The organism is Phyllobacterium sp. GQ127 (assembly GCF_059758635.1).
In genome coordinates, this window is sequence record NZ_JCAXDZ010000001.1 from 1,204,681 (window position 1) to 1,224,791 (window position 20,111).

Annotated in this window: 22 protein-coding genes; 6 read left to right on the forward strand and 16 right to left on the reverse strand. The window is 52.3% G+C overall.

The window, feature by feature from the left end; translation table 11 throughout:
- Positions 1–4 precede the first annotated feature (4 nt).
- The 5 genes from AC6CHM_RS06170 to AC6CHM_RS06190 all read right to left on the reverse strand — a co-directional run bounded on the left by AC6CHM_RS06170 (position 5) and on the right by AC6CHM_RS06190 (position 2,806).
- Positions 5–442, reverse strand: coding sequence for a helix-turn-helix transcriptional regulator (locus tag AC6CHM_RS06170; RefSeq protein WP_307279127.1), 438 nt, complete (start codon positions 440–442; stop codon positions 5–7).
- Entirely contained in the window at positions 435–686 is a 252-nt protein-coding gene (locus AC6CHM_RS06175; protein WP_115052573.1) for a type II toxin-antitoxin system RelE/ParE family toxin, read from the reverse strand. Before AC6CHM_RS06175 ends, AC6CHM_RS06170 begins: the two co-directional genes overlap by 8 nt.
- 191 nt (positions 687–877) lie before the next feature.
- Positions 878–1,501 carry an N-acetylmuramoyl-L-alanine amidase gene (locus AC6CHM_RS06180; RefSeq protein ID WP_498172397.1) on the reverse strand — a complete coding sequence of 208 codons (624 nt, stop codon included), beginning with the start codon at positions 1,499–1,501 and terminating at the stop codon, positions 878–880.
- A gap of 103 nt (positions 1,502–1,604) precedes the next feature.
- Positions 1,605–2,087, reverse strand: coding sequence for a CreA family protein (locus AC6CHM_RS06185; RefSeq protein ID WP_337354524.1), 483 nt, complete (start codon positions 2,085–2,087; stop codon positions 1,605–1,607).
- An 86-nt stretch (positions 2,088–2,173) separates the two neighbouring features.
- On the reverse strand, positions 2,174–2,806 hold the full coding sequence (locus AC6CHM_RS06190; protein ID WP_498172398.1) for a DapH/DapD/GlmU-related protein: 633 nt from the start codon (positions 2,804–2,806) through the stop codon (positions 2,174–2,176).
- Positions 2,807–2,920: 114 nt separating this feature from the next.
- Between AC6CHM_RS06190 and AC6CHM_RS06195 the strand changes: the two genes are divergently transcribed.
- The 4 genes from AC6CHM_RS06195 (at position 2,921) to AC6CHM_RS06210 (ending at position 6,943) form a co-directional block, all read left to right on the forward strand.
- Positions 2,921–3,796 carry a 50S ribosomal protein L11 methyltransferase gene (locus AC6CHM_RS06195; protein WP_115053243.1) on the forward strand — a complete coding sequence of 292 codons (876 nt, stop codon included), beginning with the start codon at positions 2,921–2,923 and terminating at the stop codon, positions 3,794–3,796.
- 81 nt (positions 3,797–3,877) lie between these two features.
- The gene (locus AC6CHM_RS06200) at positions 3,878–4,252 is read left to right on the forward strand and encodes a hypothetical protein (RefSeq protein WP_498172399.1); all 375 of its coding nucleotides are present in this window, start codon (positions 3,878–3,880) and stop codon (positions 4,250–4,252) included.
- A gap of 27 nt (positions 4,253–4,279) precedes the next feature.
- Positions 4,280–5,005, forward strand: a complete 726-nt coding sequence (locus AC6CHM_RS06205) for a hypothetical protein (protein ID WP_336439789.1) — start codon at positions 4,280–4,282, stop codon at positions 5,003–5,005.
- A 99-nt stretch (positions 5,006–5,104) separates the two neighbouring features.
- Entirely contained in the window at positions 5,105–6,943 is a 1,839-nt protein-coding gene (locus AC6CHM_RS06210) for an aminopeptidase P family protein (RefSeq protein ID WP_498172669.1), read from the forward strand.
- Between the two features lies 1 nt (position 6,944).
- Here the strand turns inward: AC6CHM_RS06210 and AC6CHM_RS06215 are convergent, their stop codons facing one another.
- Together AC6CHM_RS06215 and AC6CHM_RS06220 are read right to left on the reverse strand one after the other, a co-directional pair.
- On the reverse strand, positions 6,945–7,238 hold the full coding sequence (locus AC6CHM_RS06215) for an AzlD family protein (RefSeq protein ID WP_307279148.1): 294 nt from the start codon (positions 7,236–7,238) through the stop codon (positions 6,945–6,947).
- Positions 7,238–7,984 carry an AzlC family ABC transporter permease gene (locus AC6CHM_RS06220; RefSeq protein WP_498172401.1) on the reverse strand — a complete coding sequence of 249 codons (747 nt, stop codon included), beginning with the start codon at positions 7,982–7,984 and terminating at the stop codon, positions 7,238–7,240. Before AC6CHM_RS06220 ends, AC6CHM_RS06215 begins: the two co-directional genes overlap by 1 nt.
- 136 nt (positions 7,985–8,120) lie before the next feature.
- On the opposite strand from AC6CHM_RS06220, the gene AC6CHM_RS06225 reads away from it, so the two are divergent.
- A complete protein-coding gene (locus tag AC6CHM_RS06225; RefSeq protein ID WP_115052565.1) occupies positions 8,121–8,465 on the forward strand; it encodes a cupin domain-containing protein in 345 nt (114 codons plus the stop codon).
- A 53-nt stretch (positions 8,466–8,518) separates the two neighbouring features.
- Here AC6CHM_RS06225 and AC6CHM_RS06230 read toward each other — a convergent pair whose 3' ends face one another.
- The 8 genes from AC6CHM_RS06230 to AC6CHM_RS06265 form a co-directional block, all read right to left on the reverse strand.
- Positions 8,519–10,783 carry a TonB-dependent hemoglobin/transferrin/lactoferrin family receptor gene (locus tag AC6CHM_RS06230; protein ID WP_498172403.1) on the reverse strand — a complete coding sequence of 755 codons (2,265 nt, stop codon included), beginning with the start codon at positions 10,781–10,783 and terminating at the stop codon, positions 8,519–8,521.
- 225 nt (positions 10,784–11,008) lie between these two features.
- Entirely contained in the window at positions 11,009–11,713 is a 705-nt protein-coding gene (locus AC6CHM_RS06235) for a DUF2461 domain-containing protein (RefSeq protein WP_115052563.1), read from the reverse strand.
- Positions 11,710–13,854 (reverse strand): NAD-dependent DNA ligase LigA, encoded by a 2,145-nt coding sequence (gene ligA / locus AC6CHM_RS06240; RefSeq protein WP_498172405.1) that lies wholly within the window; start codon positions 13,852–13,854, stop codon positions 11,710–11,712. Before ligA ends, AC6CHM_RS06235 begins: the two co-directional genes overlap by 4 nt.
- Positions 13,855–13,963: 109 nt before the next feature.
- Entirely contained in the window at positions 13,964–15,634 is a 1,671-nt protein-coding gene (gene recN, locus AC6CHM_RS06245; protein ID WP_498172407.1) for a DNA repair protein RecN, read from the reverse strand.
- Positions 15,635–15,657: 23 nt separating this feature from the next.
- A complete protein-coding gene (locus AC6CHM_RS06250; RefSeq protein WP_115052560.1) occupies positions 15,658–16,560 on the reverse strand; it encodes an outer membrane protein assembly factor BamD in 903 nt (300 codons plus the stop codon).
- 179 nt (positions 16,561–16,739) lie between these two features.
- Positions 16,740–17,309, reverse strand: coding sequence for a DUF4865 family protein (locus tag AC6CHM_RS06255; protein WP_498172409.1), 570 nt, complete (start codon positions 17,307–17,309; stop codon positions 16,740–16,742).
- Positions 17,306–17,728, reverse strand: coding sequence for a cupin domain-containing protein (locus tag AC6CHM_RS06260; RefSeq protein WP_115052558.1), 423 nt, complete (start codon positions 17,726–17,728; stop codon positions 17,306–17,308). The genes AC6CHM_RS06255 and AC6CHM_RS06260 overlap by 4 nt, the downstream gene beginning before the upstream one ends.
- Positions 17,729–17,745: 17 nt before the next feature.
- The gene (locus AC6CHM_RS06265; RefSeq protein WP_115052557.1) at positions 17,746–18,135 is read right to left on the reverse strand and encodes a tautomerase family protein; all 390 of its coding nucleotides are present in this window, start codon (positions 18,133–18,135) and stop codon (positions 17,746–17,748) included.
- Positions 18,136–18,243: 108 nt separating this feature from the next.
- Between AC6CHM_RS06265 and AC6CHM_RS06270 the strand changes: the two genes are divergently transcribed.
- Complete coding sequence (locus tag AC6CHM_RS06270) at positions 18,244–19,134, forward strand: LysR substrate-binding domain-containing protein (protein ID WP_440805697.1); 891 nt, start codon at positions 18,244–18,246, stop codon at positions 19,132–19,134.
- A gap of 1 nt (position 19,135) precedes the next feature.
- Here the strand turns inward: AC6CHM_RS06270 and lpxC are convergent, their stop codons facing one another.
- Positions 19,136–20,056 (reverse strand): UDP-3-O-acyl-N-acetylglucosamine deacetylase, encoded by a 921-nt coding sequence (gene lpxC, locus AC6CHM_RS06275; protein WP_498172411.1) that lies wholly within the window; start codon positions 20,054–20,056, stop codon positions 19,136–19,138.
- Positions 20,057–20,111 lie beyond the last annotated feature (55 nt).

The following is a 20,111-nucleotide window of genomic DNA, read 5'->3' on the forward strand; positions in this document are numbered from 1 at the left end:
ACGATTATCCTGCCAAATCATCAAGTGTCACATTTAATATCGTCGCAATACGTTTCATCACTGATAATGATCCATCTTTTGAACCATTTTCAATTTCGGAAAGATATGGTTGCGAAATTCCTGCTGCCTGCGACAGCGCCACGGCTGTCATGCCGCGCCACTTCCGGAAAACTCTTACCGGATTCTCACCTTGCACGAGAGCGAACACCACATCTTCGGGAAATGTTTCTTCATCGCCCCTTGCGATAGCATCTCGAATGTTCAATGCTTCCACAAGTTCCTTTATGGAATGACTATCTTTGCCAAGCGAGACATCATCCAAACGGGTGACAATTGCTTTCAAAGCGAGAAAATCGTCTTCTGAAATCATCGCATAACGCTGATCACTGCCCGGAGGCATTATATAGCTTACCTTCAATTCACCCATTTTTGCCTCAATCATAGACACTACTCCGCGGGCCGATTTTAACGATTGTAAGCACGTTTCCATCCTCATCAAAAATAACGCGCCACTCACCAACCCGAAGGCGCTTTAGCCCCAAGCCCTGCAAGGTTTTCACATTATTTTTCAAACTTGCAGGATCATCCGCATAAGCACGGATTTTCCTCATAATTTTTTCAGCTTCGTTCTTCGGTATTCGTCGCAGCAACTGCGACGATTCTTTGCTATATGCAATATTTCTCATTACAACTATTACCAATAGCTATAAAATGCAATAGACTTCAATTATCCCACTGTGCCTTTTCGAAATGCCCAAACAAGCAATTGCTACAATTAGAGCAATTCCCGGAAAAGTGTGTAGCAGTTTTCCGTCCGGAATTGCGTAAAAACAAAGACTTAGAGCGTCGTTTTGAATCTATCAGAACGCAGAACGCTCTAGAGACTGACCAAACCAACCTTTGTTTTGAACGCTGCCATGTCCCAAGCGGGTCCGGGGTCTGATTTGCGCCCGGGAGCAATCTCGTCATGGCCTACAATATCTTCGATCCTATAGGCGGCGCATATTGCCCGCGCTGCCGCTTGCGCTGTTTCAATCTGCGCCTTGGTAAAAACTTCCCAACCACAATCCGGCACACCGAATTTGTGGCGCGCCTCGATAATATTGGAATGAACAACATCAACGCCCGTCCATGAAATCCAGCGGTCCTCAATTTTCTTGAGTGGCCCCCAATTTTCCATTTCCATGCCGATCGAGGAATTGTTCAAGCCGGAATAGAACACGCCATTTTTCCCCGTCCATTGGCTTTTGCCCGCATGCCACGCCACCCTGTTGAATGGAACACATTGCTTTACAGTCCCGTCACGACGGATAACTAGATGGGCCGAAACATTAGCCGATTTTCTAGCGAAATAGCTGGCAATATCCGAGTCAGGACCGCTGGCCGTATAGTGAATGATCAGAAATTTCGGGGAAAGCTGCCCACCAATATTGGGCGATGGGATGAAGGGAATCGCACTGGATCCGACATGTAGTCTGTGGCTTTTAACCGCGAAATTCATGAAAAAATTCCTCAAAATAATATGAGTATCCATATAATAAGTTTTAATTCCTATTCGTCAATGAAAAGATGCCGCTTGTAGCGGCACCTTTAAGGTTTTCTGATTATTCCGGCTTGCCCTTTGTCCAGGTAGCATTGCCTGCAAATAGCGGGATTGTGGATATGGATGTTTTGGCCGAACCATCCTGAACCTGACTGGCGTGAGCCAGATAAATCAGCGTGTTGTTCGCCTTGTCATAAATGCGGGTGATAATCAGCTTCTTCCAGATCAGGCTGGTGCGCTCGGAAAACACGCGTTCGCCGCCTTCATCCAGTTCAATATCACCGATCACGACCGGGCCTGTCTGCTGGCATGAAATGGAGGCATTGGATGGATCTTCGAACCAGTTACCCTTTTGCAGCCGATCAATGACGCCGCGTGAGAACGAGGCGAGATGGCAGGTGACGCCCTGAACTTTGGGGTCCGTCACAGCATCAATGACAATATCATTGCCCAGCCAATCAACCCCGACCTTCCCCACCTCTTCCGCATGGGCAGGCAAAATGGCAGCGCCCAAAAGGGCCAGTGCAGCAAGAGTGCGCTTCATCGAAATCTCCAGAAAATTGTGGCAGAACTCATAAGCCTCAGTTGGGGACTGAGCAGGTGGAATGCAACCAGAACGAGGATGGACCGCTAACGTTCCCACTTGGCGAGAAAATCCTCGATGCTCAGTGACTGGATATCAGCAATTGCATCAAATAGAACCGTATGCGGCCAATCCCACCAGGCAAGCTTGATCAGGCGGATGGTTATCTCTTGTGAAAAGCGCGGTCGAATGGGCCTTGCAGGATTACCAACTACGATCATATAGGGCGCGACATCTTTGGTAACGACGGCATTGGCACCAATGACCGCGCCATGGCCAATAGTAATTGCTGGCATGATAACCGCGCCATGACCGATCCATACATCATGACCAATGCTGACGCGCTTGCCTTGTCTGCGCGCACGAAAATCAGCATCTATGCCCTGAAATTTGAAAAACTCATTGGGACGATAGCTGATTTTATGGGTTGTCACCCGCTCCATAGGATGTTCGAGAGCATTGATACGCACATTGGGAGCAATGGAGCAGAACCGGCCAATATCAGCATATATGCCCTCACTGTGACGCTCAATATAGGAAAAATCCCCCATGGTAACGTCGCGTAGGATGACGCGCTCGCCCACTTCCGCATATTTGCCAAGCTTGACGCCCTTCAGATGCGCGCTCGGATGGATGCGCGGCTGCGGGTTGAGAAAGCGAGGATCATCAGTTTCAGTCATTGCGGTTTCCCGGATCAGGTCAGTGCAATTCTTTTGCACAAATGATGCACCGTTGCCTATGGCGAAAATCCTGATAGGGGTAGCCAACACATGCCTTTCCGAAAGCAAACGCCCATGACGACCCAGACCCGCCTTTTCATTACTGCCGGCAAGGCCGAAGCCGAGCGGCTGTTTATCTTGCTGGAAAATGCTTTCGAAGATGATGGCCTGCCAATCTCCTCAGCGGAGATCGATGAGGATCGCGAGATATATGAAGTTTCGGTCTATACGTTTGAACCGGAAGAAATTGAAACTCGCATGATCGACACCGTTGGCAAGAATTGGCCCGTCGAGCGCGAACAGGTGCCCGATATTGATTGGGTTGCGCATTCACTGGAAGGCTTGAAGCCGGTGCGCGCCGGGCGATTCTTTGTGCATGGCTCTCATGATCGCCACAAGCGCCGTATCAATGATCTCGGCATTGAAATTGATGCCGGACAGGCCTTTGGCACCGGCCACCACGGCACAACATCCGGCTGTCTTGATATGATCGGCGAAGTGATCCGCCGCGAACACCCACGCAATGCGCTTGATCTTGGAACAGGAAGTGCGGTTCTGGCCATCGGCATTGCAAAGCTCGCGCCTATTCCCGTTCTGGCGACAGATATCGATCCTGTCGCTGTTGCTGTTGCACGGGAAAACGTGGTGAAGAACGGTGTTGCTTCGCGGGTTCGCACCGAAACAGCAACCGGCTTCCATCATCCGGCGATGCGCGGTTCGGCGCCCTTCGACCTGATTGTCGCCAATATTCTGGCACGGCCATTGATGATGCTCGCGCCCGAAATGCGCAAACATCTTGGCTGGGGCGGCTCGCTGATCCTTTCGGGTATTCTGGAAACCCAACGCGAAAAAGTACTCGCCGCCTATCGTGTGCAGGGGCTTTTCCACGTGAAGACCCTCCGCCGCGAAGGCTGGGTAACGCTGCATTTGAAAGCGCGCGCAACTTACTAACCCATGGGCTAAATGCTTCTTTGGTATAATTGACAGCTTTATCTCGATATAGGAATATATCCTTTAACGAGGATTTATTTCATGAGCGCATTATTTCCCTATCTGACTGAAATCCACCACCTCAGAAACCAAGTCGCAGCAGATAGCGCCAATCTTAAACATATGCGGCTGGCTCCACTTAATACCTTTCCCCGCATGCAAATTCGCCAGCACAATGAACTTGTCGCGGATATTGGCATTGATACCAGATTTGTGCCAATCATTTCATCACGTGCTCGCTCCTATACCAAAGAAAAGGCTGTAGTTAAAACTGCAGTGGTGCACTTTCCCGAGAAGAGGTCATATAATACTGTCCAAATTTTTTTGACTGTTCAACAATTGTTGGACAAGGCTGCCAGAACCGCAGGCCCCCTCTCCAATTTTGGCTCTTCGGCACTGCGATCCATACGCTGTTGAAGAATGAAGTGGGATAAAACCATTCGAATGACGACAGTTGCACAAGTACGTCAGGCCCTTAAACCGCTTCTCCAGCGCCATTCAGATCTGGCGTTGGCAGGGCGTCATCTCGTACTTACGCCGATCAATCACTTCACCCGTGGCGTATATCTGGCTCGCAGCGGAAATCCAAAAATCTTTGCGCCAACAATCGATGTTGGTATAATTTTTATGGGCATCGACCGATTTCACTATGGCTGGGGCAATACAAGACTTATTCACCCAATTTTTTCCAACCTTAAAGGTGATACCAACGAGCGGGCACAAGCTATTATCAAGATGGATATCAAGCCATTCTTTGGCGGCTGGCATTTTGACAACCCCGAAAATATGGAAATCATGCTGAGTGTCATTGAAGATGCCTTGGTGCCTTTGCGCAAAATAACAAAACTGGAGGAAGTGGTCGAATTCGCTTCTCGGAACGAGAATAATTTTACACCATTTGAATTTAAGTATTATGCCCGCTTGATGATGGCTACGGCTCTTGGTGACTTTGAAGAAGCTATACGCATTATGGATGGACCGGACTACCGACAGGGCGAGCTTCGCAAAGACATGATGTACTGGAACCCGACATTTTATCCCGCTTTGATTGCAGGCGACCGGCGTGAATTGGCAAAAATCTTACATGAATTAGAGGCTATAACTATTAAAAGTCTCAAATATCGAAAATACTGGGAGCCCACACCCTTTCCGCTTGAACTCAAAGACTAAAACACCTCGAGCGATTAAACCGGTTGCTAAATTCAATGCTCCATTGCGCAGAGCAAACGGGGAAGATAGGTTTCGACCCAAACAAAAGAGGTCGATATCATCATGTTCCAGTCGTTTGAGGTGTCCAGCAATCCTGCTACCGGCGCACCGCGTGTTGCAAAATTACGAGCTGAACTCGAAGGCTTGAAGCTCGATGGTTTTCTCGTGCCCCGTGCAGACGAGCATCAGGGTGAATATGTTCCTGCCCGCGCGCAACGTCTGGCTTGGCTGACGGGCTTTACCGGTTCTGCGGGCGTTGTTCTGGTGTTGAAGAACAGGGCGCATCTTTTCGTCGATGGGCGTTACACTTTACAGGCGGCAGATCAAACCGACCCTTCCGTCTTTACGATTGAAAGCCTTATCGATACGCCGCCTGCGGTTTGGCTGCGCAGTATTGAGCGTCCGCTGACCATCGGCTTTGATCCATGGCTGCACACAATCAGCGAAACAAAAGCCTTGCGCGAAGCGCTGGAGAAAAATGGCGGCAGCCTCGTCGCCGTAAAGGATAATCTTGTCGATCTTATCTGGGACGATCAGCCTGCCCCACCGCTTGAAGCAGTGACGATCCAGCCGGAAAAATATGCCGGCAAGCTTGCCAAAGTGAAACTGCATGAATTGGCGGATGCTGTCGGCAAAGCCAAAGCGGATGCAACCATTTTGACAGACCCATCCTCGATTGCGTGGACGTTCAACATTCGCGGCAATGATGTGAGCAATACGCCTTTGCCCTTGGCCTTTGCACTCATCCCCGCAAATGGCGAGCCCTTGCTTTTCATCGACAAGCGCAAGCTGCCAATGGAAACAGAAGCCTACTTGACCCAGCTCGCCACATTGCGCGCGCCGTCGACGCTCGATAATGACGTTGCCGATTTTGCTGCACAGGGTCACACTGTCATGCTCGATCCGGCGCTGGCAGCGGAAAAGCTGCGGCTGATCATCGAAAAAGCTGGCGGCAAAATCGTCGAAGGTCTCGACCCCGCGCGCCTGCCGCGTGCCATTAAAAACAAAACCGAGCTGGAAGGCGCACGCAAATCGCATGAGCGTGACGGCGTGGCCATGGTGTCCTTCCTGTCATGGATTGACCATCAAGCACCGGGCACGATTGACGAAATCGACGCTGCGACCAAACTCGAAGAAACGCGCCACGAGATTGCTCAAGGCTTCCAGATGCCGCTCGAAAATCTGTCATTCGACAGCATTTCCGGTGCTGGCCCAAATGGCGCATTTGCGCATTATCGCGTCAACACGGAGTCAAACCGCAAGCTGCAGGATGGGGAGCTCTATTTGATTGATAGTGGCGGCCAGTATCGCGATGGTACAACCGACATTACCCGGACATTGCCGGTTGGCACGCCAACAGCGGATATGAAAAAGAAGTTCACACTGGTTTTGAAGGGCATGATTGCCATTTCAACCGCACGTTTTCCGAAAGGAACGCGCGGCATGGACATTGACGTTCTTGCCCGCATTGCTTTGTGGAAACAGGGCTATGATTACGGCCACGGCACAGGGCACGGTGTCGGCTCTTTCCTCTCCGTGCATGAAGGCCCGCAAAATATTTCGAAGCGGGGCACACAGGAACTCTTGCCGGGCATGATTCTTTCTAATGAACCTGGATATTACAAGCCGGGTGGCTATGGCATACGCACAGAAAATCTGCTGATTGTTACGGAGCCACAAGTGCCTGAAGGTGGCGATTTGCCGATGATGGGGTTTGAGACAATTACCCTGTGCCCCATCGACAAGCGGCTCATCGATACAAGCCTGCTTGTTCGCGAAGAACTGGTATGGCTTGATGCCTACCATGCCAAGGTCCGGGAAAAATTACTGCCTCACACCAGCGGTGAAGCGCGCGAATGGCTCGTCAATGCGACAGAACCATTCGGCCACGAAGGATAATTCAGGTAAACTGGCGCAGCAGGATGATGACTGCTGCGCCAATCAAAAACATGGTCAGCGCATTGAAGCGCAGTGACACAAGTCCGGCAATGGCAAGTGCCACAAGGCCTCGCCAATCGGCATTGGCCGCGGCGGGCGCAACAAGCGTCGTCAAGACCGCTGCCGGCACTGCATTCAACGCGACTTCAACGCGTGGATGCACCCGCTCAAAGCGCGAAAGCACGAGATGGCCGCCTATGCGGGTTAGAAAAGTGGCAACCGCGCCCGCAATAATGATCCAGAAAATCGATGACATCAGCGTTTTTCCTTTGCCGGCTCAGGCTTGGCAAGAATGACCGCCATGAGGATACCCGCGACGGCACCTATGCTGACATGCCAGGGCGATCCAATGGTTTTTGCGGCAATGATTGATGCAATGGCACTGGTAATGACAATCGGTCCCCAATTGGTCCGTTTGCGGAACCCCATCACCAATCCAAGGAAGTAAATGGGAAGCAGCATATCGATACCCAGCGCATGCGTATCCGCAATGAGATTACCAAAAAGCCCGCCAATAAAAGCCTCAACGACCCACATTACATAGATTGGTGTAGCAACGCCGAGATACCAGATGAAGGTTACCGGCTTTCCGGACTCTGCACGCTTTTCGGTTTCAGCATATTGCGGATCAGTCAGCAAAAAATAGCTGAGCATTGCTTCTAATGGCTTGAAATGTCCGATACGACGGCCAACCGCTGCCGAATAAAGAACATGTCGGAAATTAACCGCGAAGATGGAAAAGACGATGAGCCAAGCAGGGATATGCTGTCCAAACAGCTCAATTCCGACCATTTGGCTGGCACCGCCAAATATGGCAGCACTCATGAGTACAGTTTCGAACAGGGAAAAGCCCTGATCAATCGCAAGTGCACCAAACAATACCCCGAATGGCGCGGCCGCAATCATGATCGGCAGCCCTTTGGCAAACCCTTCCCAAAATTGCGTGCTTTTGCTCACTGGAACAGCCTGCGATGGCTTCTGCCGATATATATGTTCATCCATGTCCCCCATCTAGGCCACCGAGCTTATTCTGTCACGTTAGTTTTGTTGATGGCTATCATCAATCTCAGACACGGTCGCATCTTGTCGGTGATGTCTCGGCTCTCTAGATTTCCAGTTGAAGAGCGGAGGAGAAATCATGGCGCATATTATTAATAGGGAAGTTTGGGAAGATCTCCCGCTAAGCTGGCATGGGGAAATTACCGGCAAGCCCTATGGCACCAATGTGTCGATTATATTCAACAATCAGGAACGCGTCGGCGCCGGACCGCGATTGCATAAACACCCCTATACTGAAACCTTCATCATACGCAGAGGGCGGGCGCGCTTCACGGTGGGGGAGGAAATAATCGATGCCGAGGAAGGGCAAATCGTGGTGTGTCCGGCGAACACGCCGCACAATTTCAAAAATCTGGGACCAGGCGCGCTGGAAACGATCGATATTCACGCCAATGAAGTGTTCGTCACTGAATGGCTGGAGTAGCTTAATTATGCGGTACGGCTCCCCGCCTGGGCAGGGAGCCATGCCAATTTTAATCAGAATTTCTGTGTCAGCGACACACGGAAGCTACGGCCAACTTCGGAATAGCGGTCTGCTATAGCAAGGTTGATGCTGTCTGGTACGTCGGTTGCGGACCAATATTTCTTGTCGAATACGTTGAATACACCAACTTGCAGCTTCATGCCTTTGGCAAATTTCGGCTCCCAATAGGCAGTTGTATCGACAATGCCATAACCTGGGGCAACAAAACCACCCTGGCTTACCTTGTCGCGTCTGGCAGCCATGGTCAGGGACACATCGGCGCCCCAGCTATCAGCCGCATAGCCAAGACCAACAATGGCGCGGATTGGTGGAATAGAGTTCAGATACTCATCTGTCTTGGTGTCCTTGCCTTCAACAAACGCAATGGATGTCCATGTCGTCCAATTATTAGCGAAGTTCACGCGCCCACTCAGTTCCGCACCATAAATCTGTACGCGGCTAAGGTTCTCATAGCCCGTAATACCACCAACCGGATACTCGCCACCGGGAGGTGCGATAGTCACGTCATGGATGAAGTTGCGGTAGTAATTGTTGAATATGCTGGCTGACAGCGCATAGGTGCCATCATCATATTTGGTACCAATTTCGAAACCATTGCTGGTCTCTGCCTTCAGGTCCGGATTACCGATTCTCGCATAGGAACCGGGAGCGCCATAATTCTGGTAAAGCTCCATCGCCGAGGGCATGCGGAAGCCCTGCGCCCATTGAGCATAGAAATCGAGATTATTATTTGCGTGCCATGTCGCCCGAAGCTTGGGCGTGAAACGGGAATCGCTGTTTGACGCAGGCAAGCCGCCATCATAATTCGGCCCCCTCTCGTAACCTGCTGTCGACTGCGGGCTGTGCTCATACCAGTCAAAACGACCACCCGGCGTCAGCGTCAGCTTGCCGTTGAGAAGCTCGATATCGTCCTCGACATAGAGGCCAAATCCAGTTGTTTCCACATCAGGCATATCGGACGCATTCGAGTGCAGCATTTTGCACGATTGCGGGCCGAATGGTGAGGGAATTCTTGTCCAATCAACATCCGGACAATTGTCCACACCCGCTGAATATTGATGGAGATCCTGGCGGTAAATTTCTGCTCCAATACGGAACTTGTGCTCAATGCTGCCAATCTCGACAGTCTTGCTCGCATTGCCGGTAAAGCCGTAAGCGTCAAGCTCCAACTCATTGTCGCGCTTATAGATGCCGAAAGGATAGCCATAGCGGAAAGGATCACGCGGTATGATGGACGCTCTGCTGTCCCGCAGGCGAATTGCATCAGTGGTATTATTCAGAGTCTGCCGGGTCCAGTAAGCGATGGCGTGCGCCTCATCGAGCCAGCCGGTTTTATCCGGCGCGACATAATCATAGCTGCCCGAAATGCGGATACGCTCTGACTCTTCGCCCGACTGGAATTTCCCACGCTCATAGGAAGACGTTGTGCCAATGAAGTTCTCGCCGTCCTGTTCGCGATTGGAGATTTCTCCAGTCAAACCAAAACGATGGCCACCCTCGACGTTCTGATAGAGCTTTACCAGCAAATTGCGTTGGTCGACGTCGAGAGGATTCGGCTCTGTGCGTCCGGCGCCGTAACCGCCAATATCACCCATGCGGTCCTTTTCATGACCTGTCGTGTAGCCGCCCTGAACAAGCAACTCAGTGTCATTGATGCGCGTTGCAGCCGCAATATTTGTCCGCCAGCTGCGGCTTGAATCATCATAGGTGCCCTTGGTCCAGACACCCCAATTCTTCCCCTCACCAATAATATCGGCAGGGTCCAGCGTGTGAATCTGGATAACCCCACCAAGTGCGCCAGAGCCATAACGGCTGGAATCGGTACCCTTGGTGATGTTGATCTTGGAAAGGCCGTCAAAGCCGAACGTATCCAACCCGCCTTGCGTGCTGCGTGGATCGGAAATCCATGGCACACGAATTCCATCAAGGGTGGTCAATACGCGATTCTGATCCAGCCCGCGGAGGTTGATACTCTTGGAGGTGGAATTGTAATTAACACCTGCATCAACCCGTCGGCCGAGGTCTTCAAAGTCTTGGACCATACGGCTTTGGATAACTTCGCGGTCAACTGTATTTGTCAGGACAGTCGCTTCGTCGCCGCCCGGTTTGTTTTTAAGAACGATGGGTGCAAGCGTGATATTCTCGCCATCAGCAGGAGCGGTCTGCGCCGCCGCAATCCCCGAGCCCAATCCAAGCGCCAAAATCGTACCGGCGCTACCACACATAAGGCGTGCAAACAGAATCTTACCCAAAACCATAACAAGTCCCCGCGAGAGAATGCTTGGCTGGCTGGACCTGCGATAGGCGATCGCGAGATGTCGGTGGCTTGCTGAGCGAATAATGCACGCAATTACGTGCAACTGGCGCTAGCTACTTAAACTTTACCATTTAAGTCAAGATTAATTGCACAGAATATTTCCATATGTTTCAGCGAAGAGACATATGTGACAAGAAGGACACAATTGCTAACTGCAACAAGCTTTTTAGGCAGGGAGCGTGCCTTGAATTGCCCTGCCCCAATCAATAAGCGGCTTGGCGCGCAATGCAAAATCAAACAGGTCATCCGCCAGCTCCGGAGATGTAATTCTCGCAGGTTCAATCGTATGGCGCACCATGAAATGCCGGTTGCGCAATGCTTCAATAAGATCGGCATCCGTCACCTCCTCAAACCCACGGGGGGTGCGCTTCAGACGGTCAATATCCCGAAGCTCCAAACCATTACTGGCAAGGGCTTTGACCATTGCTCGATATTTTTCCGGTTTGGCGACGATTGCCTTGCGCATCGCGAGTAAAAGCTCGGGCTTTCCCTGCCAGAACGCAACGGCGGCGTAGCACCCCCTGTATTCTTCGAGACCGACACACACGTAGAAACAACCGCTCTCGCTCCATTTGCTTCCATCAGGAGAAAGCAGTGCTGAAAGATGCCGGTTATAGGGGCTTTTATCCTTGGCAAAGCGCGTATCGCGCTTGATGCGGAACTGCGATTTTTTGCGATCTCCTTTAAATGGCAATCCGGCTTTTTCAAACCGCACAATCAGATCATCGACGAGATCTCCCAAAGGCTCGTAAAGATGTGCCTCAAACAGATCCTTGTTTTCCAGAAACCATTCGCGATTCTGATGAAAATCCAACGCCTTGAGAAAAGGCAGTGCTTTGTCGCCAAATCCCTTGAAAACAGTCTCGCTCATGCGCCCACCAGTTCAAACCATGCGTCTTCATCAATGACTTCGATGCCCAATGCCTGTGCCTGTGTCAGTTTCGAACCCGCGCCCGGACCGGCAACAACAAGATCGGTTTTCTTTGAAACGGAGCCTGCGGTCTTGGCGCCATAACGCTCTGCCATGGCCTTGGCTTCATCACGTGACATGCGCTCCAATGAGCCGGTAAACACAATAGTTTTTCCCTCCACGGGCGAGTCGCTGACGATACGCACTTCTTCATCAAGAGGCGTGACTTCATTGAGGAGCGCTGCAAGCGCATCGCGATTGTGCTGCTCCGCATAAAAATCGACCAGCGCCTCCGCGACAATACTGCCAATGCCTTCAACATCGTTCAATTCCCGCCAGGCATCATTACCCTTGTCCCCTTTGTCCTTCGGGGGGACGGCTGCGATTGCGGCATTGGCAAGCGCCTCATAGGAGCGATAAGCCTTTGCCAGCCGCTTGGCATTCACTTCGCCCACATGACGAATACCAAGACCGAAGATAAAGCGGCTGAGCGAAACCTCACGACGTTCGTCGATGGCATCGTAGAGTTTCTTGACCGAAGTTGCGCCAAAGCCATCAATATTTTCAAGCTTGGCCAACGAGCCCGCCTGGCGCTTCTTTAGAGTGAAAATGTCGGCGGGCGTGCCTATGTGCAGCGCCGGATCATCTGACTTGAAGAAAAATTCGACCTGTTTTTCACCAAGACCTTCAATGTCAAATGCGTTGCGCTGAACGAAATGACGGAGGCGTTCGACGGCCTGTGCAGGGCAGATCAATCCGCCAGTGCAGCGGCGCACGGCCTCCCCCTCTTCGCGCACTGCATGAGAATCGCAGGCCGGACATGTGTGAGGGAATATATAGGGCGTGCTTCCGCGAGGCTTATCCGCCACAATATCAACGATCTGCGGGATGACATCGCCTGCGCGCTGCACCACCACCGTATCGCCGACGCGCAGATCGCGACCTTCACGGATCGGTTGGCCGTTCTGGCCGATGCCTTTGATGTAGTCTTCATTATGCAGTGTGACATTCGTCACCACAACGCCGCCAACTGTAACAGGCTCAAGTCTGGCAACAGGGGTCAGAGCGCCTGTGCGACCCACCTGAATATCGATACCGCGCAGAATCGTCATGGCGCGTTCAGCTGGAAATTTATGCGCAATTGCCCAGCGCGGACTGCGTGAGACGAAACCGAGACGCTGCTGTAGCGCTAAATCATCGACCTTGTAGACCACGCCATCAATGTCATAGCCGAGGAGCGCGCGTTGCTCTTCAATCTGGTGATAATGTTTGACCAGGCCTTCAACGCTTTCGAAACGCTGCATCAGCGGGTTCACGCGAAAACCATAGGATTTGAAAGCCTCCACCATGCCCATTTGTGTGGAAGCGGGCATTTCGCTCACCTCACCCCATGCATAGGCAAAGAACTGTAGAGGCCGCGAGGCGGTAATGGTGGAATCCAGCTGGCGCAACGAGCCGGCAGCGGCGTTGCGCGGATTGGCAAAGATCTGTTTACCATCCTTGGCCTGGCGCTCGTTCAAAGCTGCAAAATCGGCATGGCTCATATAAACCTCACCGCGCACTTCGAGCACCTCGGGCGGATTTCCATCAAGCACATTGGGAATGCTGGCAACTGTACGCGCATTCAGCGTGACATTCTCGCCAGTCGTTCCATCACCGCGAGTGGCGGCAGTTACCAGCCGGCCCAGCTCGTAGCGCAGAGAGAGCGACAACCCGTCAATTTTTGGTTCGGCAGTAATAGCCACGCTCGCATTGGTACCCAGTTTTAAAAAGCGACGGATACGACCTACGAAATCCTCCACGTCGCTGTCATGAAATGCATTGTCCAGCGACAGCATCGGGATGGAATGGGTGACCTTGCCGAACTTCTCCGAAACACTGGCGCCAACCTTGTTGGATGGTGAATCTTCGCGTTTCAGTTGCGGAAAGCGTTGCTCAATAGCCAGATTGCGTCGACGCAGGGCATCGTACTCCGCATCAGAAATTATCGGTGCATCTTCGGTGTTATAACGATAATCGTGTTGAGCAATCTCCGCTGCAAGCCGACCAAGTTCCTCGGCTGCTTCCGCTTCGGTCAGTTTTTCTACTGCTTTATCTGCCATGATTTGCCTACTGCTGGATTCGGCGGGAGATTAGCCGAAAAACCCCAAATTGGCACTGTCTAGATCGCCGAGCGTAATTAACGATCTATCCTTATATTTTAGCGTTGAACTAAGCAGCGTTTTCCCGAAGCAATCTCACCGCGGCAGCGCGCGCCTCATCGGTGACACTTGCACCGGCCAACATGCGCGCAATTTCTTCCTGACGATCATCCGTTTCCATTGCCCGGATCGATGTAGCCACGCGATCATTACCCGCAGAGGATTTGGCGATGAGAAAATGTGTTTGGGCCCGAGCCGCAACTTGCGGCGCATGAGTGACCGACAGTACCTGCACATTGCCGGACAAGCGCCGAAGCCGCTGGCCGATTGCATCGGCTACGGCACCGCCAACACCCGTATCAATCTCGTCAAAAACCAGTGTTGGAGCTGATCCGCGATCTGCCAGCGCCACTTTGAGCGCAAGCAGAAAGCGTGAAAGCTCGCCGCCCGATGCAACCTTCATCATTGGCCCTGCGCGCGTGCCAGGATTGGTTCGCACCCAATATTCAACCGTATCAATTCCATCTGCTGTGCGATTATTCACATCCGTCGTCATCTCGACAATGAATTCCGCCCGTTCAAGCTTGAGGGCGGGAAGCTCGGCCATGACGGCCTGTTTTAGATGTTCGGCTGTTTCATGACGGTGAGCGGAGAGCGACAGGGCAGCTTCATCAAAGGCATCCCGTGCCGCAAGGGTTTCTTTTTCCAGTGCTGCCAGACGTTCGGCTCCGGCGTCAATATCGGCAAGATCTCCGTCCATGCGATCCCGCAGTGCCGATAGATCATCCACTGCCACCGAATATTTACGCGCCGCACCACGCAGCGCAAACAGGCGTTCTTCCGTCTGCTCCAGAACACGCGGGTCGAAGTCGATCGCGCGAATTGCTTGCTCAACACCATTTTGCGCTTCGGCCAGAAAATTCAGCGCTTCATCAATGGCTTTGACGACTGGTTCAAGCAAATGCGGCGCTTCGGGTACTTTACGCTCAAGCCGCCGAACAAGACTGGCAAGCGATGGTACCGGCGAGGCATTGCCTGACAAAATATCATTGGCCTCATTGACATCACCGGCAATTTTTTCCGAGCGCATCATTTCTGTGCGCTTTATCGCCAGCATTTCTTCTTCCTGCGGTTCCGGATCGAGCTTGGAAAGCTCCTCCACCGAAGCACGCAGATAGTCGGCTTCACGTGCCGCTGCCTCAACCTTGGCCCGATGGCGAACCAGAGCATGCTCGGCCTCGCGCCATTTCTTGTGCAGCGACCGGACCAGATTTGCTTTTGTCTCCAAAGCACCGAAGGCATCAAGCAATGTACGATGAATATCGATATCGATTAGCGCGCGATCATCATGCTGGCCATGAATTTCGACCAACCGCCGCCCAAGCTCTTTGAGCATGGTAACGCTGGCGGCCTGATCATTGATAAAAACCCGGCTACGACCATCCGCATTCTGCACGCGCCGCAAAATGATATCGCCATCATCGTCAATGTCATTTTCACGCAAAAGCAGACGAGCCGGATGACTGCCCGCGACGTCAAAAACTGCGGTAACCTGCCCCTGCTCGGCACCGTGCCTGACCAAAGACGCGTCGCCCCGTGCGCCGAGCGCCAGTGACAAGGCATCAAGCAGGATGGACTTGCCGGCGCCAGTTTCACCCGTAAGCACGGACAGACCTTCGCCGAACTCGATGTCGAGCCGTTCAATCAGGACAATATCGCGGATCGACAGATGCGAAAGCATGATGGCTCAGGTTGAGTTCTAGTTTAAGCGCCTTCTTTGCCGCCAGTAATTGCTGTAGCCGCTTTCGAAAGCCATGAGCCTGCATTTTCACGCGGCTCGAGACCACCGCTTTGCAGCAGCTTGTAGCTGTCCTTGTACCAATCGCTGTCAGGATAATTCTGACCAAGAACGGCAGCAGCAGCTTGGGCTTCGCTCGTCAAGCCGAGCGCGTAATAGGCTTCAACGAGACGCGCGAGCGCTTCTTCGATGTGACGGGTATTGGAATATTGTTCAACGACACCACGGAAACGCTTGATCGATGCGAGGTAATCCTTGCGCTCCAGATAGTAGCGGCCGACCTGCATTTCCTTGCCTGCGAGCTGATCGCGGCCGAAACGGATCTTTGCTTTTGAGTCTTCAACATATTCAGAGTCAGGATAGGTTTGCACGACCTCTTGAAACGCGGCAATCGACCTGCGGGTCATGCTCTGCTCGCGCGTAATGTCCGGAATTTGCCGGTAATAGGAAAGGCCGGTTATATAATAAGCATATGCAGCTTCGGGCTGCGTCGGGTAAAGGGCAATATAACGCTTCGTCATGGCGATGGCATCGTCATATTTACCGCTGCGGTAATTAGCGAACGCGCCCATGACCAGAGATTTACGTGCAAATTCAGAGTAAGGATGCTGACGGTCGACCGCATCAAACTTCTTGGCTGCCTCATCAAGGCGACCCGAATTCAAATTAGCCAAAGCCTGATTGTAAAGCACGTCGGCAGGCTCAATCGTGTCCACATAGGCAGAAAGATCAAGATCATCGTCCTTGGATGCGCAACCCGAGATTGCAACAGCGCCGGCAATCGGAAAAAGAAGAAGAGCTGCACGGACCTTTCCGCCAAACCCTGCGTTTCCAAACCTTGCGCTGATAAGCGTTCTGCTATTCGCCATGCTGTCTCCGGCCCCACATTATAATTTAAGAGCATTGTCGCGAAACCCGATATCACGTTTTCGCGCCATGCTCTAGACATAGACAATCTTACCGTCGGTTGGGCGTTCATAAACCACAAGCGACAGGAATCAGCAATGTTATTGCCATGCAATCGTCCAAATTTGTGGCGGAGCGGGAATTAGTCGATCTTTGGCAGAGAAAGATGACCGACTTTATAGGCTTGAAAGCCTGTTTTTATTGTCGATTTCGGCTCTTCTTTCCATAATCGAAAACGTATCTGCGTCCAGCAAGTAGGGTCAAAAGCCGAAACCGCAGCGAGCGCTCCGCCCTTTTTAACATCGGCCAAAGCCTTTTCTGCTTCGCGGCATCGCAAATCCGCAAGCGATGAATAGGGTTCTATCGGCAGTATTTCTCTTGTGGCGAAAGCAGCCGATGATATTGCAGCTGATATTTCTGCCTGCCATACTATCCATGTCTTAATGCTTGGCCGCCCGAATGACTGGCTGACCGCATCAAAGCCATTGCCGCAAACAAAATCGTTCAATCCAGCTTCGTGCCGCCACACATAAAACGGGGCATAGAGGTTTTCACGAATTTGTCGTTCGTCGTCGCGTCGCGCTGTCAGATAGGCCTTGAATGCAAGATTGGGGAAATTATCCAGCAAGGGCCCCTTTTCTGCGATGCGCCGATCGATAATGCCCATGTCGTAATCGGCAGGCAGCGTAAAACTATACTGCATCGCAATCATTGCGCGGCCTCCTCGCGAATAACGGGTTCAAGCCAGGATACAGCGGTCCCATCCTGGGTTGCTTGAATGCTGATGTAGCAAAAAGTGCTGGTCGGACTTGCTCCGTGCCAATGGCGCTCATCCGGCGCAAACCAGACACAATCTCCCGCGCGCAATTCAACCATGGGACCGCCGTCGCACTGGGCAAACCCAACGCCGGACAGAACATAGAGGAACTGTCCGCGAGGATGTGTGTGCCAATTGGTGATGACACCAGGTTCGACATAGGCTTGCATGACATTATTTTCGCCATCCACATCGCTTTCCAGCAACATCTGTGCCCAGAAGGGAGCCGTGGAAATATTGGCGGGGGCCGGTGCGATGGATTGGCCTGCCCGACGAACGGTCATTTGCTGCGGGCAGCGCTTTGGACTGTTCATAATCTCGCTAACCTCGCTCAAGCTGGCTCAACCATTTGCGTATCGCCATTGCTGAATGACCACTCGTCGCGTGTCGATGTGCTGACCACAATCATAATGTCTTGCGGCCGAATACCGGGCGACTTACCCAGAAGCTCGACGACGCGCTTGTAGAAAGCTTGCTTGGTAGCTGTATCGCGCGGCTTGCCAATCGTTATTGTAAAGATAACGAAATCATCCGAGCGACCATCGCTGAAGTAAGTTGGATCAATGATGAGTTCATTTGGCCGGTGCTGATGAATGGCCTGAAATTTATCAGTCAGGGGAACGTTGAATGTTTCAACCATTGCCTGATGGAAACTGTCCGACAGCGCCTTGAGGTACTCAGGAGATTTACCTTCCAGCAGGGAGATGCGGGTAAAGGGCATTTGACTTCCTTTCATGAATTGCTTGACGCCATATCAATAAGCTCCCACAATGATCCTGAAAATCAGATTATTCAGGACTAATAGTCCTAAAAATGTGGATTGTTTCAAATGAGAAAGATCACACTTGATCTGGACGTGCTGCGGACCTTCTCTACCGGGATGGAGTTGGGCAGTTTTGCCAAGGCAGCGGAGCGCCTTGGCCGTTCGACATCAGCAGTCAGCGCTCAGCTAAAGAAGCTCGAACAACAAGCCGAGACAGCCATCTTCGTCAAAGCCGGTCGTGGACTTGCCCTAACCGAAGCTGGCGAAACCATGCTCGGTTATGCGCGCCGCATGCTTGATCTGAATGATGAGGCAATTACGGCTGTCCATGGAAGTGAGCTCGAAGGGTGGGTGAGGCTTGGCTTACAGGAGGATTTTGGCGAAAGCCTGCTGACCGACGTTCTTGGCCAATTTGCCCGAGCACATCCTAAAGTGCGCATTGAAGCGCGCGTAACGCGAAATGCCGACCTGCTTGATCGGATTACATCAGGGCGTCTTGATCTCGCGCTGGCATGGAGCAGCGGGGCCTCTACAACACCGCATTACGAACATGTCCTGGATGTGCCAATGTGCTGGATAGGTCCGGCTGGAGAATCCAGAAACTGGCAGAATGGCGGAGATCCCTTACCTTTAATTTCGCTGGAAGCACCATGTCTTTTGCGCACGGCCGCTGTCAACGCTCTGGATCGCGCCGGCATTCCCTGGCGTCTGTCATTTATCAGCCCAAGCCTGACCGGATTGTGGGCCGCAACGGCTGCAGGTCTGGGCGTGACGATACGAACGCCATTTGGACTACCAACAACGGTACAGCGTCTGGGACCGCAGGAGGACGGGCTGCCATCCCTGCCCTCGCTCGGCTTGATGCTTCATCGGTCAGAGGCGCAGCCTGAGCCAGCCACAGCCCGGCTTGCGGCCATTCTGCTGCAATCCATCAACTCAATACCGCAAATTAAATGATTTATACGGTTGAAGCAGCACTGACTGCCTTGCTTGCACCCACAGGACCGCTGTGCTGCATCTTTATAATCTCAAAAGCCGACGGATCGGCGAGCAAAGCACGCACAGCGCTCGTGTTGAGACGATGCCCGCCCCGATAGGAGCGGAAACAGCCAATAAAGGGTGCGCCCGCCAGTGATAGATCTCCGATCGCATCCAATGTCTTATGGCGAACAAACTCATCCGGATACCGCAATCCACCGGGGTTAATGACGGTATTGTCGTCACCAATGACCAAGGAGTTATCAAGCGATGATCCAAGCGCGAGGCCAGCGGCCCAGAGTCTTTCTACGTCCCGCATGAATCCAAATGTGCGCGCGGGCGATATCTCTTTGCGGAACACCACGTCATCCATGTCGCCCGCGAACTTCTGACGACCTATGACAGGCGTTTCAAAGTCAATTTCGACTTCATAACGTGTGCCTTCGTAAGGAATGAACTCCGCCCATGATGCGCCGGATTCTACGCGCGAAGATTTAAGAATGCGGATATAGCGGCGCTTGGCCGACTGTTGGCTCAACCCCGCTTCATCAAAGGCTTCCAGGAAAGCGGCTGATGATCCATCGAAGATGGGCACTTCTGGACCATCAATCTCGAGCACCATATTATCAATGCCAGAACCTGCAATGGCCGCCATCACGTGCTCAATGGTGCTGATGGTGATACCTTCAACATTTGCCAACTTGGTCGAAAGGTCTGTTGCGCCAACTTCCGAAACCAGCGCTTTGATTGGGTGGCGGACACCTGCGCTGTCAATCACATTGAAAACAATGCCGGTGTTGACTGCCGCAGGCAAAAAGGAAAGCGTGACCGGGGCGCCGCTATGTACACCTGCGCCCGAGACAGAAATGCGTTTCGCAATCGTGGTCTGGAAATCCTGCAATACAAACCCTCGTAGTCATCCATCGCATCTGTGCGGCGCCTGGCTATCAGCTAAG